This is a genomic window from Halorhabdus salina (genome assembly GCF_013839425.1).
In the GTDB taxonomy this organism is placed as follows: domain Archaea; phylum Halobacteriota; class Halobacteria; order Halobacteriales; family Haloarculaceae; genus Halorhabdus; species Halorhabdus salina.
Map to the genome: position 1 here is coordinate 45,112 of NZ_JACDNP010000001.1, position 16,199 is coordinate 61,310.

Here is a 16,199-nt window from a genome sequence, read left to right on the forward strand (position 1 = left end):
ACCCTGAGCCTCGAGCGCGTCACTGACCCGCCGATCGCCTGTCACCTGGATCGTAACGTTCAGCCTGCTCCCAATGTTTCCGAAACTGTGATTCTAGCTCCAGGGCAAACGAGGGATCCTTGACGTTGAGAAGTCCAACGACAGTGTCCGGTTCCATCGGATTTGTCACCTCGAAGCACAGCTCGACGTGATCGATGAGAAAGAACCCGCCGTGGAGCCGGTCAGTGAAACGAACGCGAAAGGCATCGTCGTCGAACGGTGCGTGTTCGATTCGTTCGAGGAGGCCACCGGGGACCTCAGCGACGAGATTACGGGGGACCAGCATCGAGACGTCCACCCCACGCTCGATAGCAGCAGCGACGTGATCGAGGACATTTGGCCCCATTTCCACCACATCGAACTCCGAAGTGAACACATCCGCGACCATCACCACTTCCTCGTCGGCCATCTCGATCCGTTCGAGAAGTAACTCGGTTGCGTCTGCCGTCCCGATCGCCGTCGTCAGGAACCGTTCTTCGACGGTCGTTTCAGCCGAGAGTTCATCGACGAGTTGGTCGCCAAGGACTTCGTATCGGTCGATCTCCGCACGCAGTTCCCGACTGCGGGTCTCGACCAGTCGGTCGATGGCGACTGCTGGTTCGACAGCGAGATACTGGTTTGGTCGGCTGTGAGTCTGTGCACGAACGAGACCACGCGTTTCCAGGCTATCGAGGACATCGTAAACCCGCCCCTCGGGGACGCCGCTGGCCTCGGCCAGTTCCATCGCCGAAACCGGGCCGAGCCCAGTCATACTCCGATATGCGCGGTCTTCGTAACTCGACAGACCGAGATCGCGTAAGTCGGTCATATTCGTAGTTAGGCGTGATATCGGAAATACACTTCGGCGAGTTTGTTTATCTCATTGGAAGATGGATATTTCTCCGCGCCACGTTGTGTTTTTTCTCGAATCTCCGATCCGATTAATATAAAGAAACAGATATATAGTTGTTTTGGGTTTGCCAACCGTTATCCGAATACAGCGGCCTACACAGGAATATGAAGGGTTCTGAACGGGCCGGATCGAGGCGGAAACTAGGGGCGATCAGTCTCGCCACGTTGGTCCTAATCAGCAGCCTCGTTTGCGTCGCACCAGTCGGGATCGGCGTCGCCAGTGCGGCCAATTCGTCGACGATCGAAGGGACGCCACACTTGAACACGTCAGCACCCGACGCGCGCCTCAATCCCGGGCAGAACGGCGCAGTCGGCATCACAATCACGAACGACGCGGCCTACGACGACAACAACGTAACGCATCCATCAGAAGCGCGCTCACGCGCGGGTGAAGCGCGGTCAGTGAGTCTGGACATCTCCGACACGAAGGGGGCACCGCTTTCGGTCGAGACAGGCACCCAATCGATCGGAACCATCCAGGATGGGGAGTCAAGTGGCCCACACTCGTTCAACGTCGTCGTCGACGAGGACGCTTCCGCCGGAACCTACGAGATGGAGGTGACGACCGAATATCGCCACGCCAAACAAGTCACCTACGAGCAGGTCGCGGACGGCGAGTACGCGTACAACGAGACGGTCGTGACGCGGACCGAAACAGACACGATCACGGTCGTGATCGAACCGGAAGCACGCTTCGAAGTCGATAGCGTCGACCACGACGTGCCGTTAGGGGGCGAGGGGACGGTCTCTCTGGAGATCTCGAACACGGGCGATGAAGACGTCACCGAGGCGGCAGTCTCGGTGACGTCGAGCGATTCGAACGTCTACTTCGGCTCGGGGACAGCGACGTCCGAGGCAAACGTCGGCGACTGGAATGCCGGCGAAACCAAACACTTGGAGTTCCGTGCCGGGACCGTCGAGAGTGCAGTCAGGCGAGAATATCCGATCGATCTGACACTCAGTTACACGAACAGTGACGACACACAGACATCGACCTCCGAGCAACTCGGAATTACACCGACCAACCGGACCCGCTTTACAGTCACGGAAACGAGCCACGACGTCCCGTTAAACGGTGAGGGGACAGTGACGTTCACGATCGATCACACCGCTAACAAAGACATCTCTGATGTCTCAGTCACGGCCTCGACAGGGGAGTCCGAACTGTATTTCGGCTCCGAATCCTCGCGATCGGCGACGGCTGTCGTCAGCGAGTGGGAAGCCGAGCAGCAGCGTGCGTTTACGTTTCGCGTTGGGACGACCGAAAATGCGGTGAATCGATCCTATCCGATCGACGTGCAGTTCGAGTATACCGACGACGCTGACAACGACAACGCCCGGACCGAGACCGTTGATATCAAGCCCGGCGTCCGCGATCAGTTCCAGATCGAAGCCGTCGATCACAACGTGCCCCATGACGGCGAAGGAGTACTGGCTGTCAACGTGACCCAGGTCGCAAACAAACAGATAAGCGACGTCGCCGTGACGGCCTCGACGTCGGATTCGGCCGTCTATTTCGGCGCTGAATCCTCTCGCTCGTCGACGACGATCATCGAGCAGTGGAGCAATAACGACCAACGGCAGCTACGCTTCCGGGTCGGGACGACCGAGGATGCCCTCAATCGGACCTACCCGATCGAGTTGTCCTTCGAGTACACCGACGAAAGGGACAATCAAAACTCCCGACGCAAGCAGGTCGATATCCGACCGCAAGCGAAAGACCACCTCTCGATTCACTCCGTCGAACACAACGTCCCCATCGACGGCGTCGGCCAGGTCACAATCCTGGCCAACAACACCGCAGAACGGAATTTCTCGGATATCTCGGTAACGGCGTCGACGCCGGACTCCGAAGTGTACATCGGCTCTGAGACCTCACGGTCCGGCACTGCAACGCTGAGTGAGTGGTCGGCCGGCCAGACCCGTTCGATCACCTTCCAGATCGGCACCAGCTCGAACGCGGTGAATCGATCCTACCCGCTCGATCTGGAGATCGAATACAGCGATGCGGCCGACAATAACAACCAGCACACCGAACAAATCGAGTTTCGGCCCCGATCCGAGCCGCAGTTCACCGTGCAATCGATCGATCACGAGGTCCCGATCGGGAGCACGGGCCAGGTCACGCTGACAGTGCGAAACGAGGGGCCGATCAATGCGAGCGAGACAACGCTGACGATCGGCTCCAATACGGACGCGGTTTACTTTGGCGCAGGGGGCACCCCCGAGCCGATCGAGGCCCAGGGGGTCGTCGTCGAGCCACCCCGAACCGGAACGCCGACGGCCCAGAGCCACATCGGCAACTGGTCGGTTGGCGAGACAAGAACCGTCTCCTTCAGGGTCGGCTTCGACGAGAACACGCTCCCCCGGCGCTACGCCGCCGAGCTTTCGGTCAGTTACGAGAACAAAAACGGCGACGATATGCCCGATCGAACGAAGATGATCGGGATCAGGCCGCTGGCCGAGCAACTGTTCGATTTCGGGGCTGTGGACAGTGACCTCCACGTGGGAGAAGAAGGAAATCTGGTGGGTGAGATCACAAACGTCGGGAACCGGTCAGTCGAGGGCGTGGTCGTTACCGCCGAGACACAGCGAGAGACCGTCACCTTCTACAACGCTCGCTACGCCGTTGGAGAGCTCGAACCAGGAGAATCCGAGCGGTTCCGACACCGGGTTGGTATCACTGACGAAGCCGAACACGGGCCGCGGTTGTTCGAAGTATCGGCCCGCTATCGGGATCCCCAGAACGACATCCAGACCACAGACTCCCGGGACCTCAACGTCGATTTGAGCCCGGAACGGGACGCATTCGGACTCGAAACCAACGCGACGTTCGAGCCGGGTGCCACCGAAGCTCTCGAAGTGACCGTGAGTAATCGCCGCAACGAGACACTCAGGAACGTGCAGGCGAAGCTGTTCACCGACGCTCCGCTCGATAGCGAGGACGATTCGGCGTTCATTCCGGAGCTCGCGCCGGGCGAATCGACGACGATCACGCTCGACCTCTCGGTCGGCAGTGGGGCCAGTGTGAAAACCTACTCGGCGTCGATGGACTTTCGCTACGACAACGCACGTGGCGAGAGTACGCTCTCAGATACGTACCGGGTGCCCGTCGTCGTCGAGCAGCCCGAGTCTGGGATGGGCCTGCCCGTGCTACTCGTCGGCCTCGGACTGGTGATCGCGGTCGCCGTCGTCGGCTGGCGGTTCGGGGCGGTCGACCGCATTCGAAACCGGATTGCCGAGTGGCGGACGGACCGCGCCGGGATCGCCGACCAGCAAGAGTAATAGATCAGTAAGAGACGCTGCCAGGCCTCCACTTATGACCCGTATCCGTTCCATCGATCACGAGGACATCGTCCGAGCGGTCGACAGAGAGATCGTCGATCATTCTGGCCGCATCATCATCGTGTTCTTGGTGTTGACAGGTGCCTTCGCCGGCGGCATGACGGGCGTGAGTATCGACGCCGGCACCCAGCGGTTCTTCGAGAGTGTGCCAGAGCACCACACCCAACAGTTCATCGACGAGCAGTTCGGCGCGACGTTCGACGCGGGCGAGGACTCGACGCAAGTCGTCGTCAGCGACGAAAATGTCTTCTCGAAACGGGCCTTGCTCCGGATACTCAAACTTCAGGAAGACCTCGAATCAAATCCGTCCCTCCGGGTGGGCGACGTGACTGGACTCGCCTCCGGGGTCGCCAGAATACTGGACCCGTTCGCGACGACGACAACAGCACAGCGGCAGGTGATCGAAACGGCGACGCCCACAGAAATTCGAGAGGCCAGCCACACGCTGCTCGATCGACGGCCCCAGGTCGCCCAGCTATTGAGTGAAGATCAAAACCTGGCCGAACCGCAAGCCTCAGCTACGATCGTACTCGTCTCACACACGGTCCCGGAGAGCGACGATTCGACCCTAGAGACTGTCCAAGAGCGGATCAAGCAGGTCGCCGAGACAGGCCACGGCGACGTTCGCGTGTTCGGGACGGCGATCCAAGATGCTGGCTTCGATCGGGCAATCTTCGAGTCACTGTCGTTGATCGTCCCGCTGGTGACCGTCCTGATTCTCGTGTTCCTGATCGTCGCCTACCGGGACCCGATCGATCTCGTACTTGCGCTCGTGAGCCTGATTTTCGCCATCGTCTGGACGTTCGGCTTCATGGGGTATGCCGGGATCAAATTCAATCTGATGATGGTCGCCGTCCCGGTCCTGTTGCTGGGCGTCGGGATCGACTTCGGGATCCACGCAGTCAACCGATATCGGGAGGAGCGGGTCGCTGGCAAGCCGATCGACGAGAGTATGTCGATCGCCAACCGCCAGTTGCTCGTCGCCTTCTTCATCGTCTCGGTCACGAACGTCATCGGCTTCTCGGCGAACGTCACGAGTGCCCTCGGACCCGTCCGGGAATTCGGGCTCGTCGTCGCGGTCGGGATGGTGTTCACGCTCGCGGTCTTTGGCGTCTTCCTGCCCGCGCTGAAACTCGCCGTCGATCGCTGGCGGCAGTCGATGGGTGTCAGAGAGTTTTCGATCACGCCACTCGGGGGCGAACAGTCACGGCTCGGCGACGTCCTCCGATCGAGTGCGATCGTCGCGAAGCGACACCCGTTGCTACTACTCGCGGTCATCCTCCTGGTAACCGGTGCCGCCGCCCATTCCGCGACGAACGTCCAATCGAAGTTCGAGACTGAAGACTTCTTGCCGTACGCCGATCACCCCCCACAACTCGATGCGATTCCCGACCAGGTTGCCCCATCCGAGTTCGAAATCACGGCCACGGCAAATTACATCACCGACACGTTCGAGACGACCAATACCGAACAGGTGACGTTGTACGTCGAGGGACCACTTCGGCGTGATCACGCCCTCGAAGCCGTCTCCCGTGTCGGATCGGACCCGCCGGACTCGTTCGTCCGTAAAGACGATCGGGCGGTCTCACAGAGTATCATCGACGTGATGCAGACGGCTGCCCAACAGGATGCCGAGTTTGCGGACCTGCTCGACCGGAACGACCTCTCGGATAACGGCGTCCCCGATCGGAACCTCGATGCGATATATCAGGCGCTGCTCGCCTCTGAGTACGGGGACCAGGCCCGCCAGTATCTGACCGAGGATCGACGGGCGACGAAGGTCGTCTACCAGGTCGAGGCCAGCGCCAGCCAGAAGGAAGTCACCGAAGACGCACGGACGCTCGCAGCCGATACCCGGTTCGACGCCGTTGTGACGGGCGATATTATCGTCTTCCGGGCGCTGACCGAAGCGCTACTGAGCTCTGCGATCGTCAGTTTCGCCGTCGCGTTCTCGCTGACGGCCGCGTTCCTCGTCGTGATCTTCGGCCTGCTTGAGGGGCAATGGTCACTCGGGTTGGCGACGATGGCTCCGGTCGCCGTCGCGATCGTCCTACTCGTGGGCTCGATGCCCGTGCTCGGTATCGCGTTCAACGCACTGACAGCGACGATCCTCGCGATCACGATCGGTCTCGGAGTCGCCTACGCTGTCCACGTCAGCCACCGATTCATCGACGAATATGACGACAACGGAGACGTCCACGAGTCGCTGCTTGTGACACTCAGCGGAACAGGAGGTGGAATTACCGCGAGCATGCTGACGACCTCGGGGAGCGTCATCTGTATGACTGTCGCCGTCAACCCGATCTTAGGTCAGTTCGGTCTGTTGACCGGTATCAGTACGTTCTTCTCGTATCTGACGGCAGTGACGGTGCTGCCGCTGACACTCCGTGGCTGGGCGCACGTATTCGGCTAGGGAGTGACGAGATAGCGATCCGATCAGTCCAGAATATTGTCGAGAAACGACACCCACCGCCGATTGCTCTCGACATCTTGTTGTCGGGCATTTTCGGCGAGATCCGGCTCGTGGAGGTTTTGTAGGGCCGCGAGTGCTCGATCGATCCCGACGATCGAATCAGCCAGTGCCTCGGCTTCGGAGGTAGTCAAGTCAGCCGATTCGAGCCGCTCCGTTCGTGTTGATCGCTCGGCGGTTAGCTTGCGGCGGACTTCACGGACGCGGTCGCGTAACTCCGGGGGAACAGTTCCCTGGCGTTTGGTCTCCCAGACAAATTCCTTCAAGTTCATCTCTGTCCCCTGGATCTGGACTGCCGTCGGGAGCTGTTGGCCGACGGTCGCCGTCTTTCGCTTGATGCGTTCGAGTAACTCCTCGCGTCGTCGGTCAGTTAGAACGTCCTCGTCTCCCGTTTCGCCCATGTTGAGGGCTCACAGGCGAACCATCGGGAGTCTTTCGGTTCGTGACCGCCGGTGCACGAGAACGAAGCGTCCAATCGCCCCGAGTTCGTCACGTTCCAGGCTCGTTCGACTGCGCGCCTGACGTGGAGATGTCGCTACCACACACGTACTCGGTTTCGAGATACGTCCGGACACGATCGACGAGCATCGCGTCGTACGTCCAGGCACCGTAGAACTGATCTGGCCCGCGCTGTTCGGCCAGCAAAGCGGTCTCCTGGGCGTCCTCGTCGCCACCGTCGAAGACGACGAACCACGTGGTGGCAATCTCGTCGGTCTCGACCGCATGAACCTGGGCAGCACCGAGGTCAGGGGCCGCATCATCTGGCACGCCAAAAGCATGGACGGTCACCCCGTGGCGGGCAATATCGGCGTAGACGGACGATTGCTCAGCCATGAGCGAAAAGCGCTGGAAGCCGGCGTACAACGTGCCAGAGCCGATACGACGGGCCCGATCCTCGATCTCTCGAGACGCGTAGTGCAACTGGGCCCGGTCGGTGGACGTGAACGTGGTCTCTTTGAGATGCTTGAGGACGGCCTCATATTCCGTATCCGCGAAGCCGACGCCGTTGACACCCACGTTCGTCTCGGTAACCAGTTCACGGAGGAGTGAGCCGTCAAGAACAGCCAGCACACCGTCAACAGCACTGAGGACCGCAACATCGGCCGGGCGTCCGGATGCCGTCTGAACCGACGAAATCCGGACGTTCTGGGTATCGAAGAAGTCGGCCAGGTGGTCTCCGAGGCGATCGCCCTCAGCTACATTGAACAGCACCAGCTCCTTTTCGTGGTTGTTGATCGCCTCGATGCAGCCATGGAGATCCATCAACCAAGGATATGGACGGATATACTATAAAGCCCCGTCCGCATCGTCACCAGCCAATCGCTGCAATTTTGCCAAGGTATTGAGTGCTTCAAGGGGCGTCAATTCGGCGACGTTGAGCGATTGTAACTCGGCCTGCAGCTCGTCCGAAGTCGCGTTCGTCCCCTGTGGTGTAGATTCCGAGCCGTTGCTGTCGCTCGTCTCTTGGGCCACTGCATTGTCGAGACGCGCCTGTGCATCCAGCAACCCTCGGGACCGATCGACGACTGGATCGGGCACGCCGGCGACAGCAGCGACCTCGACGCCGTAAGATGCCGTTGCGGGGCCGGGTGCGATCTCGTATGGGAAGGCCACGTCGCCGCTCTCGCGATCGGTCCGGAAGTGCATATTCGTCGCCCGTGAGAGGCTCGCAGCGACGTCAGTCAGCTCGTGGTGATGCGTGGCAAAGAGAGTCGTGGCCCCGACGTCGTCGTGGATGTACTCGGTCACCGCGCGAGCGATCGCCAGGCCATCGGTCGTGCTGGTACCCCGCCCGACCTCGTCAAGCAACACCAGCGAGTCCGTGCTAGCCTGGTCGAGGATCGTCGCGAGTTCGCTCATCTCGACCATGAACGTCGACCGGCCGCCGGCGATGTCGTCACTTGCCCCCACGCGGGTGAACACGCGGTCGACGATCCGAAGCGTTGCGGAGGCGGCCGGGACGAAACTCCCCGCTTGGGCGAGGATGGCGATCAAGCCCACCTGGCGCATGTACGTCGACTTCCCACTCATGTTCGGCCCGGTAATCACCGCGAGAAACGCATCATCATCGAGGTCGACGTCGTTTGGCACGAACTGGTCCTCGGCGCGCTCGACAACCGGGTGGCGACCCCCCTCGACGTGGATGCCGTCGCTGTCGAATGTGGGCCGACAGTAATCGCGTTCGGCCGCGACGGTCGCGAACGAGACGAGCACGTCAAGCGTCGCTACGGCGTCGGCCACCGCCTGGACGCGCTCGGACTGGGCGGCGACCTGCTCGCGGACCTCGACGAACAGCTCGTATTCGAGGTCCTCAGCCTGGCTCTCTGCCCGCAAAATCTCGTCTTCGCGTTCCTTGAGTTCGGGCGTATAGTAGCGCTCGGCGCGTTTCAGTGTCTGGCGTCGTTGATAGTCCTTGGGCACACGATCGAGGTTCGCATCGGTCACTTCGATGTAGTAGCCATGAACGGCGTTGTGGCCAACTTTCAGCGAGTCGATGCCGGTCCGCTCGCGCTCGCGTGCCTCCAAGTCGTCGATCCAGTCTTTGCCCTCCCGCTCGGTCGCGCGCAGCTCGTCGAGTCGCTCGTGGTATCCCTCGCTGATGATCCCGCCCTCGGTGATCTCGGTCGGTGGGTCTGGGGCGATCGCGTCGTCGATCAACCCACGAACGTCGTCTAACTCGTCGAGTCGGTCCTGAAGGTCCGCGAGCAAGGGAGCCCCAGCATCGGCCAGTGCCGCACGGAGTTCGGGGATGACGTCGAGCGTGTCCTTCAGCGAGCGCAGATCGCGAGCGTCGGCCCGGGAACGAGAAACACGGGAGATGAGTCGCTCAATGTCATAGACGTCAGCGAGCAGTGCCTGCAGTCGTTCGCGGGTTTGCAGGGCCGAAACGAGTTCCCCGACAGCCGCGTGGCGGGCCTCGATCCGATCGCGATCGAGCAACGGCCGGCGAAGCCACTCGGTCAACCGGCGACGGCCCAGTGCACACGCCGTCTCGTCCATCACGTCGACGAGCGTCAGATCAGTGCCACCCGTGACTGTCCGGCGTTCGAATATCTCCAGACTTTCCAGGGCGACCGCGTCCAGAACCATGTACTCCCGCGGATCGTATCGCGTGAGGTGGTTGAGATAGTCCAGGCGGCCGTCCTGGCCGCCGCGGGCGTACTCTGCATAGGCAAGCAGTGCGCCACAGGCCTTGACTTCGGCGTCAGTCGCCAGCAGCCGATCCGGCGGACCGAAGTACTCGGTGACACGCTCGTGGGCGTGGGACTCGGCGAAGTAGTCCTCGACGACGGGGCTGACGGTACATTCGCCGCCAAAGAGGTCCGGCGCGTCCGGGCCGACGATTCCCTCAGCCGGGCTAAATCGGGTGAGTTCATCCCGGATTGTGTCACGGTCGTCGGTACTGGTCGCGTAGAAATCGCCGGTCGAAACGTCGAGGACGGCCACGCCAAAGCGACCCTCGGCCGCCACGAGCGCGGCGACGTAGTTGTTCTCGGCCCCACCCAGCAGTTCGTCTTCGGTGAGCGTCCCCGGCGTGATGATCCGCGTGACGGCCCGATCCACGACGCCACTGACCGCGTCTGGGTCCTCGACTTGCTCGGCGATAGCCACACGATAGCCTGCATCCAGCAGTTTCTCGACGTAGGACTCGGCGTTGTCGATCGGAACGCCGGTCATGGCGTACGTGCCGGTCGAGTCTTCACGTTCGGTAAGCGTTACCTCACAGACCCGCGCGAGAACATCGGCAGCGTCACAGAACGCCTTGTAGAAGTCTCCCGACTGAAACAGGACCAGCGCGTCGTCGTAGCGCTCGGTCACCTCGACGTACTGGCTCAACATCGGCGTGAGTTCCTCGCGCCGCTCGGCCATCTTGGCCGGCGGCCCCAGCGCCGCGTCCATGCCCGAGTGAGTACGCCCCAGCGGACAAATACCCGTTGGTCGCCGGTCGTTGTCGTCGTGCCTCCACAGCGTTGTGGAGTCCAGACAATATCGACTGGTATTTAAATCTTGGGCACCGAGTGAAAGTAATGGCAGCCACACGCTACGACGCGACGGACCCACCCAAACGCCCGGTCGCACTCGAAGACGAAGCCGATCTCGACGCGCTCGTCGAGACCTACGGGACCGTCCTCGTCGAGTTCTACACGGACGGGTGTGGCGTCTGTGCGTCGATGGAACCTGTGTTGGGGATCGTCTCCCAGGAAAGCGATGCCGTGATCGCGACGGTCAACCCGCGGGACGATCCGCCGCTGGTCGATCGCTTCGACGTGCGTAGCGTCCCGCTGCTGGTCGTCTTCCGGAACGGCGAACCTGTCAAACGCGTCGCTGACGGGTTCCAACCTGCCGAGGACGTACTCGAACTACTCGACGACACAGTCTGACCGCAGGGCGAGCAGTCCCTATCTCCGTCAACGAGGAGATGGCCGTCAGCGGCAGCCTGTGTCAGTTCCTCGATCGGCAGGTCATTGACGGCCTGGCGACGTGCCGTCGCGAACGCCTCCGCAACGGTCGTCCCATCGGGACGGAACTGATAAATAGGACGTCGGATCGCGAACGACTCGTTCACCGCGAGTTCCTTGCACGATTCGGACCGACGGAAGCCTCAATCTGTATTTCGAATCACGAGAATCGAGACGCCAGAGACGAGCGTCACGGCGACGACGTGGCCGACTAAGGCCGCGGCAAGGAAGATGTGATCAGTGACGAACGGAACCAACGCGAGTTGGGTCCAGGCGAAGGCGATAGTGATCGCGTCGATACGGACGAGTTCCTCGGCGGTAGCAGAATCGACAGTGTCGCCCAGTGCCACGCTTCGCCAGAGACCGACGAGACTCGCCCACCACCCAGTTCCAATCCGGTAACAGACGTCCCACAAGACGAGCAGCGTGAAGAACACGGCTGGAGCGGGTAGCGGGTCACCGAGCAAGTCGGCGAGCAGCGTCGTCCCGCCCGAGCGTGGATCGATCACGAACAGGTACGTGAGTAGTGCGATGAACGATCCCAGGCCCAGGACGATTTCGATACCGGAGCCGAACAACACCTGGGTGTACCGTTTCGGGACATCGAGGCGGCGAATTCGCCGACCGATCGTCAACAGAAAGACGCTGCCGGCAGCGGCGATCACGACGGCTGTGGTTCCGGCAAGCAACCCATCCCAGCGGCTGTAGCCGATCGCGAGAACGAGCACGCCAGCCTCGAAGACGAGCAACTGAACGAGCAACGCGACCGTCCGCGTCAGTTCGACACCGGGGATCGACCCGGCGATACTCTCGTACACCCAGCGCTCGGGGGGTCGGTCGGGCGGCCCCTGGCCCGAAGCGGAACCAGTCATGCCCCGGCGTCGCCCCCGAACGCACGCGCCACGGCGTCATCGAAGGCTGTTTTCTCGACGGATATCACGTCCGCGACGCTGTCGTCCGTGACGACGACCGGGTTCTTCAGTCCGAGGATCAAGGGTCTTGAGATCGCCTTCGGGACGTCAGTGACAAACTCCACCCAGTACGAGGAGAGTCGCGGCGTCAGGACTGGCACCGGGATGATGTACCGCCGCTTGCCGAGAATGGCCGCCGTGCGTTCGAGCATGTCACGATAAGTCAGGATCTCGGGGCCGCCGATCTCGTAGGTTTTCCCTGCCGTTTCCGGATGATCGAGCACGCCGACCAGATACGTGATCACGTCTGAGATGGCGATCGGCTGGCACTCGGTGTAGAGCCACCGTGGCGCGATCATCACCGGCAGGCGCTCGACGAGCTGGCGAACCATCCGGAAACTGGCACTGCCGTTACCGACGATGATCGCTGCCCGGAGCGTCGTCACGTCGTAGGCCCCCTCGGTCAGGATCGATTCGACTTCCTGGCGCGATCGAAGATGCTCCGAGAGGTCGTCGCCGGCTTCGCCCAGTCCGCCGAGATAGATCACGCGCTCGATGCCGGCGCTTTCAGCGGCAGCCCGGAAGTTCTCGGCGGCCGTTCGGTCCCGTTCGGCAAACGTCTCGCCAGTTCCCAGCGAATGGACGAGGTAATAGGCTGCATCGAACCCATCGGAGAAGTCAAGCGTCGCCGGGTCGAGCAAGTCACCTTCGGTGACGGTGACCCCACTCGGCGAATCGTACGAACTCGCGTCACGCGTCATCGCGACGACGTCGTGGCCTGCCGCTTGTAAGGCAGGGACGAGCGAACTGCCAACGAATCCAGTCGCCCCAGTGACGAGAACCTTCATACTGGTACTCCGGGCCGCGTTGGCAAAAACACCGGGCGTCACTCTCGGGAGTTGGTGTTGGTGGTTGATCCGCTCGGCAAGGACCGACGGCACAGTAGTCTGACATTGCAGACTCTTCCAAGTTGGTCGGGTCGTCCCGTCCTCGTTGTGAATCTCATTCTCGGTATCGAATGTGGCCCCACAGCCATCACACTCGTCGACAGTCCAGGTCACGACAACAAACCACACGACCAGTGGGACAGTGGGTACTTCACCGCGTCCGTCCGATCGATATCACGTCGATCGACCTCCGAATCTTTATCCCTGTCTGTTAGTTAGCCGAAGGCACAGAACCATGCCAGAGCGACCAGTCAAAGGGAAAGTAGCGATTATCGGAGCCGGAGATGTCGGCGCGACAACTGCATACGCGCTGATGCAAAGTGGATCGGTCTCGGAGATCGCCCTGATAGACATTGATCACGAAAAGGCCGAAGGTGAAGCAATGGATCTGCGCCACGGCGCAGCATTCGTCAAACCAGTAGACATCTACGCCGGCGACTACGAGGACGCCTGGGACGCCGACATTGTCGTCATCACTGCCGGGGCGAGCCAGAAGCCGGGCGAGACGCGCCTGGAATTGCTCGAACGAAACGTCGATATTTTCGAGGACATGGTCCCCCGAATCACGGAGGGGTTGAACGACAACGCGATACTTCTCGTGGTGACGAACCCCGTCGACATCCTCTCGTATGTCACCTGGAAGGTCTCGGATCTGCCCTGGCAGCGCGTCATCGGGACCGGGACTGTCCTCGACACCTCTCGGTTCCGGAACGTCCTCAGCAAGAACTGTAACGTCGACGCACGGAACATCCACGCCTACGTTATCGGCGAACACGGCGACAGCGAGGTGCTCGTCTGGAGTGCGACCCACATGGCCGGCGTCCCATTCGACGACTACTGCCCGGTCTGTGAGGAAGACTGTGACCTCCAGAACCGCGAGTTGATCGCCGAAGAGGTCCGCGGGGCGGCCTACGAGATCATCGACCGGAAGGGTGCGACGTACTACGCAATTGCGCTGGCTGCGACCGACATCATCGAAAGTGTCGTTCGAAACGAGAACTCGATCCTCACAGTCTCGACGCTGATGGACGGGCAACACGGTGTCGAAGACGTCTATCTGAGTACGCCGACCGTGCTCAATCGCGGCGGCGTCCGTCGCATAGTTGATCTCGATCTCAGCGACAGCGAGCGCGAACAATTCGTCGAATCGGCCAAAGTCCTGCGGTCGGAACTGGACAAACTGGACATCTAGAACGACTGTTCGAGCTGGCGAATCCGAGCGGACAGCGTGGGTGGACACGACCGAACAGATCGTTGCCGTTTCGTCTACTCGAAGCCATATGACTGGTGACAATAACTCGCATGTTGCTGGTATGCGACATCTACGTCACCAGACAGGTCAATAGTAGAAATAAGGTAGGCAGTGTATACATGGAGAATCGTCGCTCAAGCCAGCGGTTGAAGAACTCAGCCAGAGCCGCGGTTCGAAGGAAGCAGTGAGAAGACTGGGCCAAGCCGAATGATGAAACTGAACTATCCGCTAGCGTCCAGTAACGAACGCCTGGCTCGTCCGAAAGCGTCACACGAGGGGTACTGGGTTACGCTATACTATGTGGAATATCGGAAATGAACGTGAATAGACCAGCATAATGTGTGTACCCCAGATGGCGACTAGATCGCCACACAAAATCACACTCCAAAGATACGCCAACCAGCAGATTAGCAATTCGTAGTCGAACACAGAGGAACCAGGAATATAATTATAAAACAAATCACTATACAGACGTATTATAAAAATATGTAACTATATTCTCCGCTGGCCAGAAGTGGCGTTTGTATTCACTCGAATATGATTATTCTATAGAGCAACCACTGCTCACTCGATGCACAGCGGTGCCGATCTACGACCGCAAAACGTTGCTCCGCAACCAGTAAATTGCTGTGTCCAAACTCGTCCGTAAAATCAGATTGCAGAGTGCGCGCCCGCCACACCACTCTAGAGACGCGTAATCCGAATCGAACGGGCCCGGTAATCCTCGAGGTAGGCATTGGTCCCACCAACAGTGATGGTTTCGTCGCCGGTATCGATATACAGACACGACTGGTGAGGGATGTTCGTCGTGATCGGTTCGATCAACCGTTGGCCGACCTCCACGACCTCACCGCTAATCGCGACCGACGCTTCCGGTTCGTCGACCGGCCGGGCATCTATCTCTGCGGCGATGTCGATACCGTCTTTCAGCTGGAGGGTTGCATCGATGACGGCCTTCCGGATGTTCGAATAGGTAGTCGGAAGGCTCTGTGGCGCTGTTACATAATATTCCTCGCCGATTTGCCACTGATATTCCATGAGCGTCGTGAAGACGACGCTCACGAGGTGGGGTTGAGACGAGTACAACGCATTTCGATGACTCGAAGAATCAGACGTAATCTTCGTCGGTGCGACCAACCCAAAGTCGCGGTCCACAGCAAGGAGAATGAGCCCTGGATCGTCGCTGTACCGGATTACGTCAGCTGTTTCTTCCATCGGCGGGCCGGGTCCCAAATCGGTGTCTTCGTCGTAGTCTGTGAGTAAAAGCATCGTCGCGACGTCACTGTCGATAGCATCAACGAGTTTGTCTTGGACTGTCGAAAGCAATTGCGCCGGCATCGAAACCCCGACGCGGCGTTGGGCCGACGATATCATCTCCTGCATCGTTGCGATGACTGTCGACCTGGATTTCAATATCTTTACGGTCTCCGTACTATAGTGGTCCCGGTGGTACCGCTCTTCTAGTCGCTCGTGCAGCTGGGTGACCATCGTTTGCAGCTGTTCGCGGACTTCGTCGGGGGGCGCAGGCTCGACTGTTGTCGGGGTGATATAATCGTTCACTACGACGAAATTGAACGCTTCCAGTTTGTCGATCGCGTTGTACGCGTGTCGACGAGAGATATTGGACACGTCGACGACCTCCTGGACAGTCATCGGGCCGTCGTGGAGTATCGTTATGAACGCCTCTGTCTCCTTCGCAGTGAATCCAAACGAACGGATCAACTCCGAGAGTTGCTCGGCCATCATACACACGGAGTGCGGCCGATCCGATAAATGATATGGTAAGCCATGACGCAAGGGCAGACGACAATTCTCCCAGCACAGCACCCACTGACAGGCATCATTCGCTGTCGAGATCGCACAAGAGCCCTCGCCCTCACAGAA

The 16,199-nt window shown here is 60.2% G+C and carries 11 protein-coding genes; 4 read left to right on the forward strand and 7 right to left on the reverse strand.

Features of this window, described 5'->3' with window-relative positions; translation table 11 throughout:
- Window positions 1–19 precede the first annotated feature (19 nt).
- The gene (locus HZR20_RS00245) at window positions 20–847 is read right to left on the reverse strand and encodes a TrmB family transcriptional regulator (protein ID WP_181684591.1); all 828 of its coding nucleotides are present in this window, start codon (window positions 845–847) and stop codon (window positions 20–22) included.
- A gap of 188 nt (window positions 848–1,035) precedes the next feature.
- Here HZR20_RS00245 and HZR20_RS00250 point away from each other — a divergent pair, with 188 nt between their 5' ends.
- Both HZR20_RS00250 and HZR20_RS00255 read left to right on the forward strand, forming a co-directional pair.
- Entirely contained in the window at window positions 1,036–4,215 is a 3,180-nt protein-coding gene (locus HZR20_RS00250) for a COG1361 S-layer family protein (RefSeq protein WP_181684592.1), read from the forward strand.
- 34 nt (window positions 4,216–4,249) lie between these two features.
- Window positions 4,250–6,688 (forward strand): efflux RND transporter permease subunit, encoded by a 2,439-nt coding sequence (locus HZR20_RS00255; protein WP_181684593.1) that lies wholly within the window; start codon window positions 4,250–4,252, stop codon window positions 6,686–6,688.
- A gap of 23 nt (window positions 6,689–6,711) precedes the next feature.
- Here the strand turns inward: HZR20_RS00255 and HZR20_RS00260 are convergent, their stop codons facing one another.
- The 3 genes from HZR20_RS00260 to mutS form a co-directional block, all read right to left on the reverse strand.
- On the reverse strand, window positions 6,712–7,146 hold the full coding sequence (locus tag HZR20_RS00260; RefSeq protein WP_181684594.1) for a DUF5788 family protein: 435 nt from the start codon (window positions 7,144–7,146) through the stop codon (window positions 6,712–6,714).
- An 88-nt stretch (window positions 7,147–7,234) separates the two neighbouring features.
- Window positions 7,235–8,008 (reverse strand): DICT sensory domain-containing protein, encoded by a 774-nt coding sequence (locus HZR20_RS00265; protein WP_181684595.1) that lies wholly within the window; start codon window positions 8,006–8,008, stop codon window positions 7,235–7,237.
- A 24-nt stretch (window positions 8,009–8,032) separates the two neighbouring features.
- Window positions 8,033–10,645, reverse strand: coding sequence for a DNA mismatch repair protein MutS (gene mutS / locus HZR20_RS00270; RefSeq protein WP_181684596.1), 2,613 nt, complete (start codon window positions 10,643–10,645; stop codon window positions 8,033–8,035).
- Between the two features lie 128 nt (window positions 10,646–10,773).
- Here mutS and HZR20_RS00275 point away from each other — a divergent pair, with 128 nt between their 5' ends.
- Window positions 10,774–11,127 (forward strand): thioredoxin family protein, encoded by a 354-nt coding sequence (locus HZR20_RS00275; protein WP_181684597.1) that lies wholly within the window; start codon window positions 10,774–10,776, stop codon window positions 11,125–11,127.
- Window positions 11,128–11,348: 221 nt separating this feature from the next.
- Here HZR20_RS00275 and HZR20_RS00280 read toward each other — a convergent pair whose 3' ends face one another.
- Both HZR20_RS00280 and HZR20_RS00285 read right to left on the reverse strand, forming a co-directional pair.
- Window positions 11,349–12,077, reverse strand: coding sequence for a DUF7530 family protein (locus HZR20_RS00280; RefSeq protein ID WP_181684598.1), 729 nt, complete (start codon window positions 12,075–12,077; stop codon window positions 11,349–11,351).
- The gene (locus HZR20_RS00285) at window positions 12,074–12,964 is read right to left on the reverse strand and encodes an NAD(P)H-binding protein (RefSeq protein WP_181684599.1); all 891 of its coding nucleotides are present in this window, start codon (window positions 12,962–12,964) and stop codon (window positions 12,074–12,076) included. The genes HZR20_RS00280 and HZR20_RS00285 overlap by 4 nt, the downstream gene beginning before the upstream one ends.
- A 334-nt stretch (window positions 12,965–13,298) precedes the next feature.
- Between HZR20_RS00285 and HZR20_RS00290 the strand changes: the two genes are divergently transcribed.
- Window positions 13,299–14,255 (forward strand): L-lactate dehydrogenase, encoded by a 957-nt coding sequence (locus HZR20_RS00290; protein ID WP_181684600.1) that lies wholly within the window; start codon window positions 13,299–13,301, stop codon window positions 14,253–14,255.
- A 744-nt stretch (window positions 14,256–14,999) separates the two neighbouring features.
- Here HZR20_RS00290 and HZR20_RS00295 read toward each other — a convergent pair.
- Window positions 15,000–16,058 carry a TrmB family transcriptional regulator sugar-binding domain-containing protein gene (locus HZR20_RS00295; RefSeq protein ID WP_181684601.1) on the reverse strand — a complete coding sequence of 353 codons (1,059 nt, stop codon included), beginning with the start codon at window positions 16,056–16,058 and terminating at the stop codon, window positions 15,000–15,002.
- Between the last annotated feature and the right edge of the window lie 141 nt (window positions 16,059–16,199).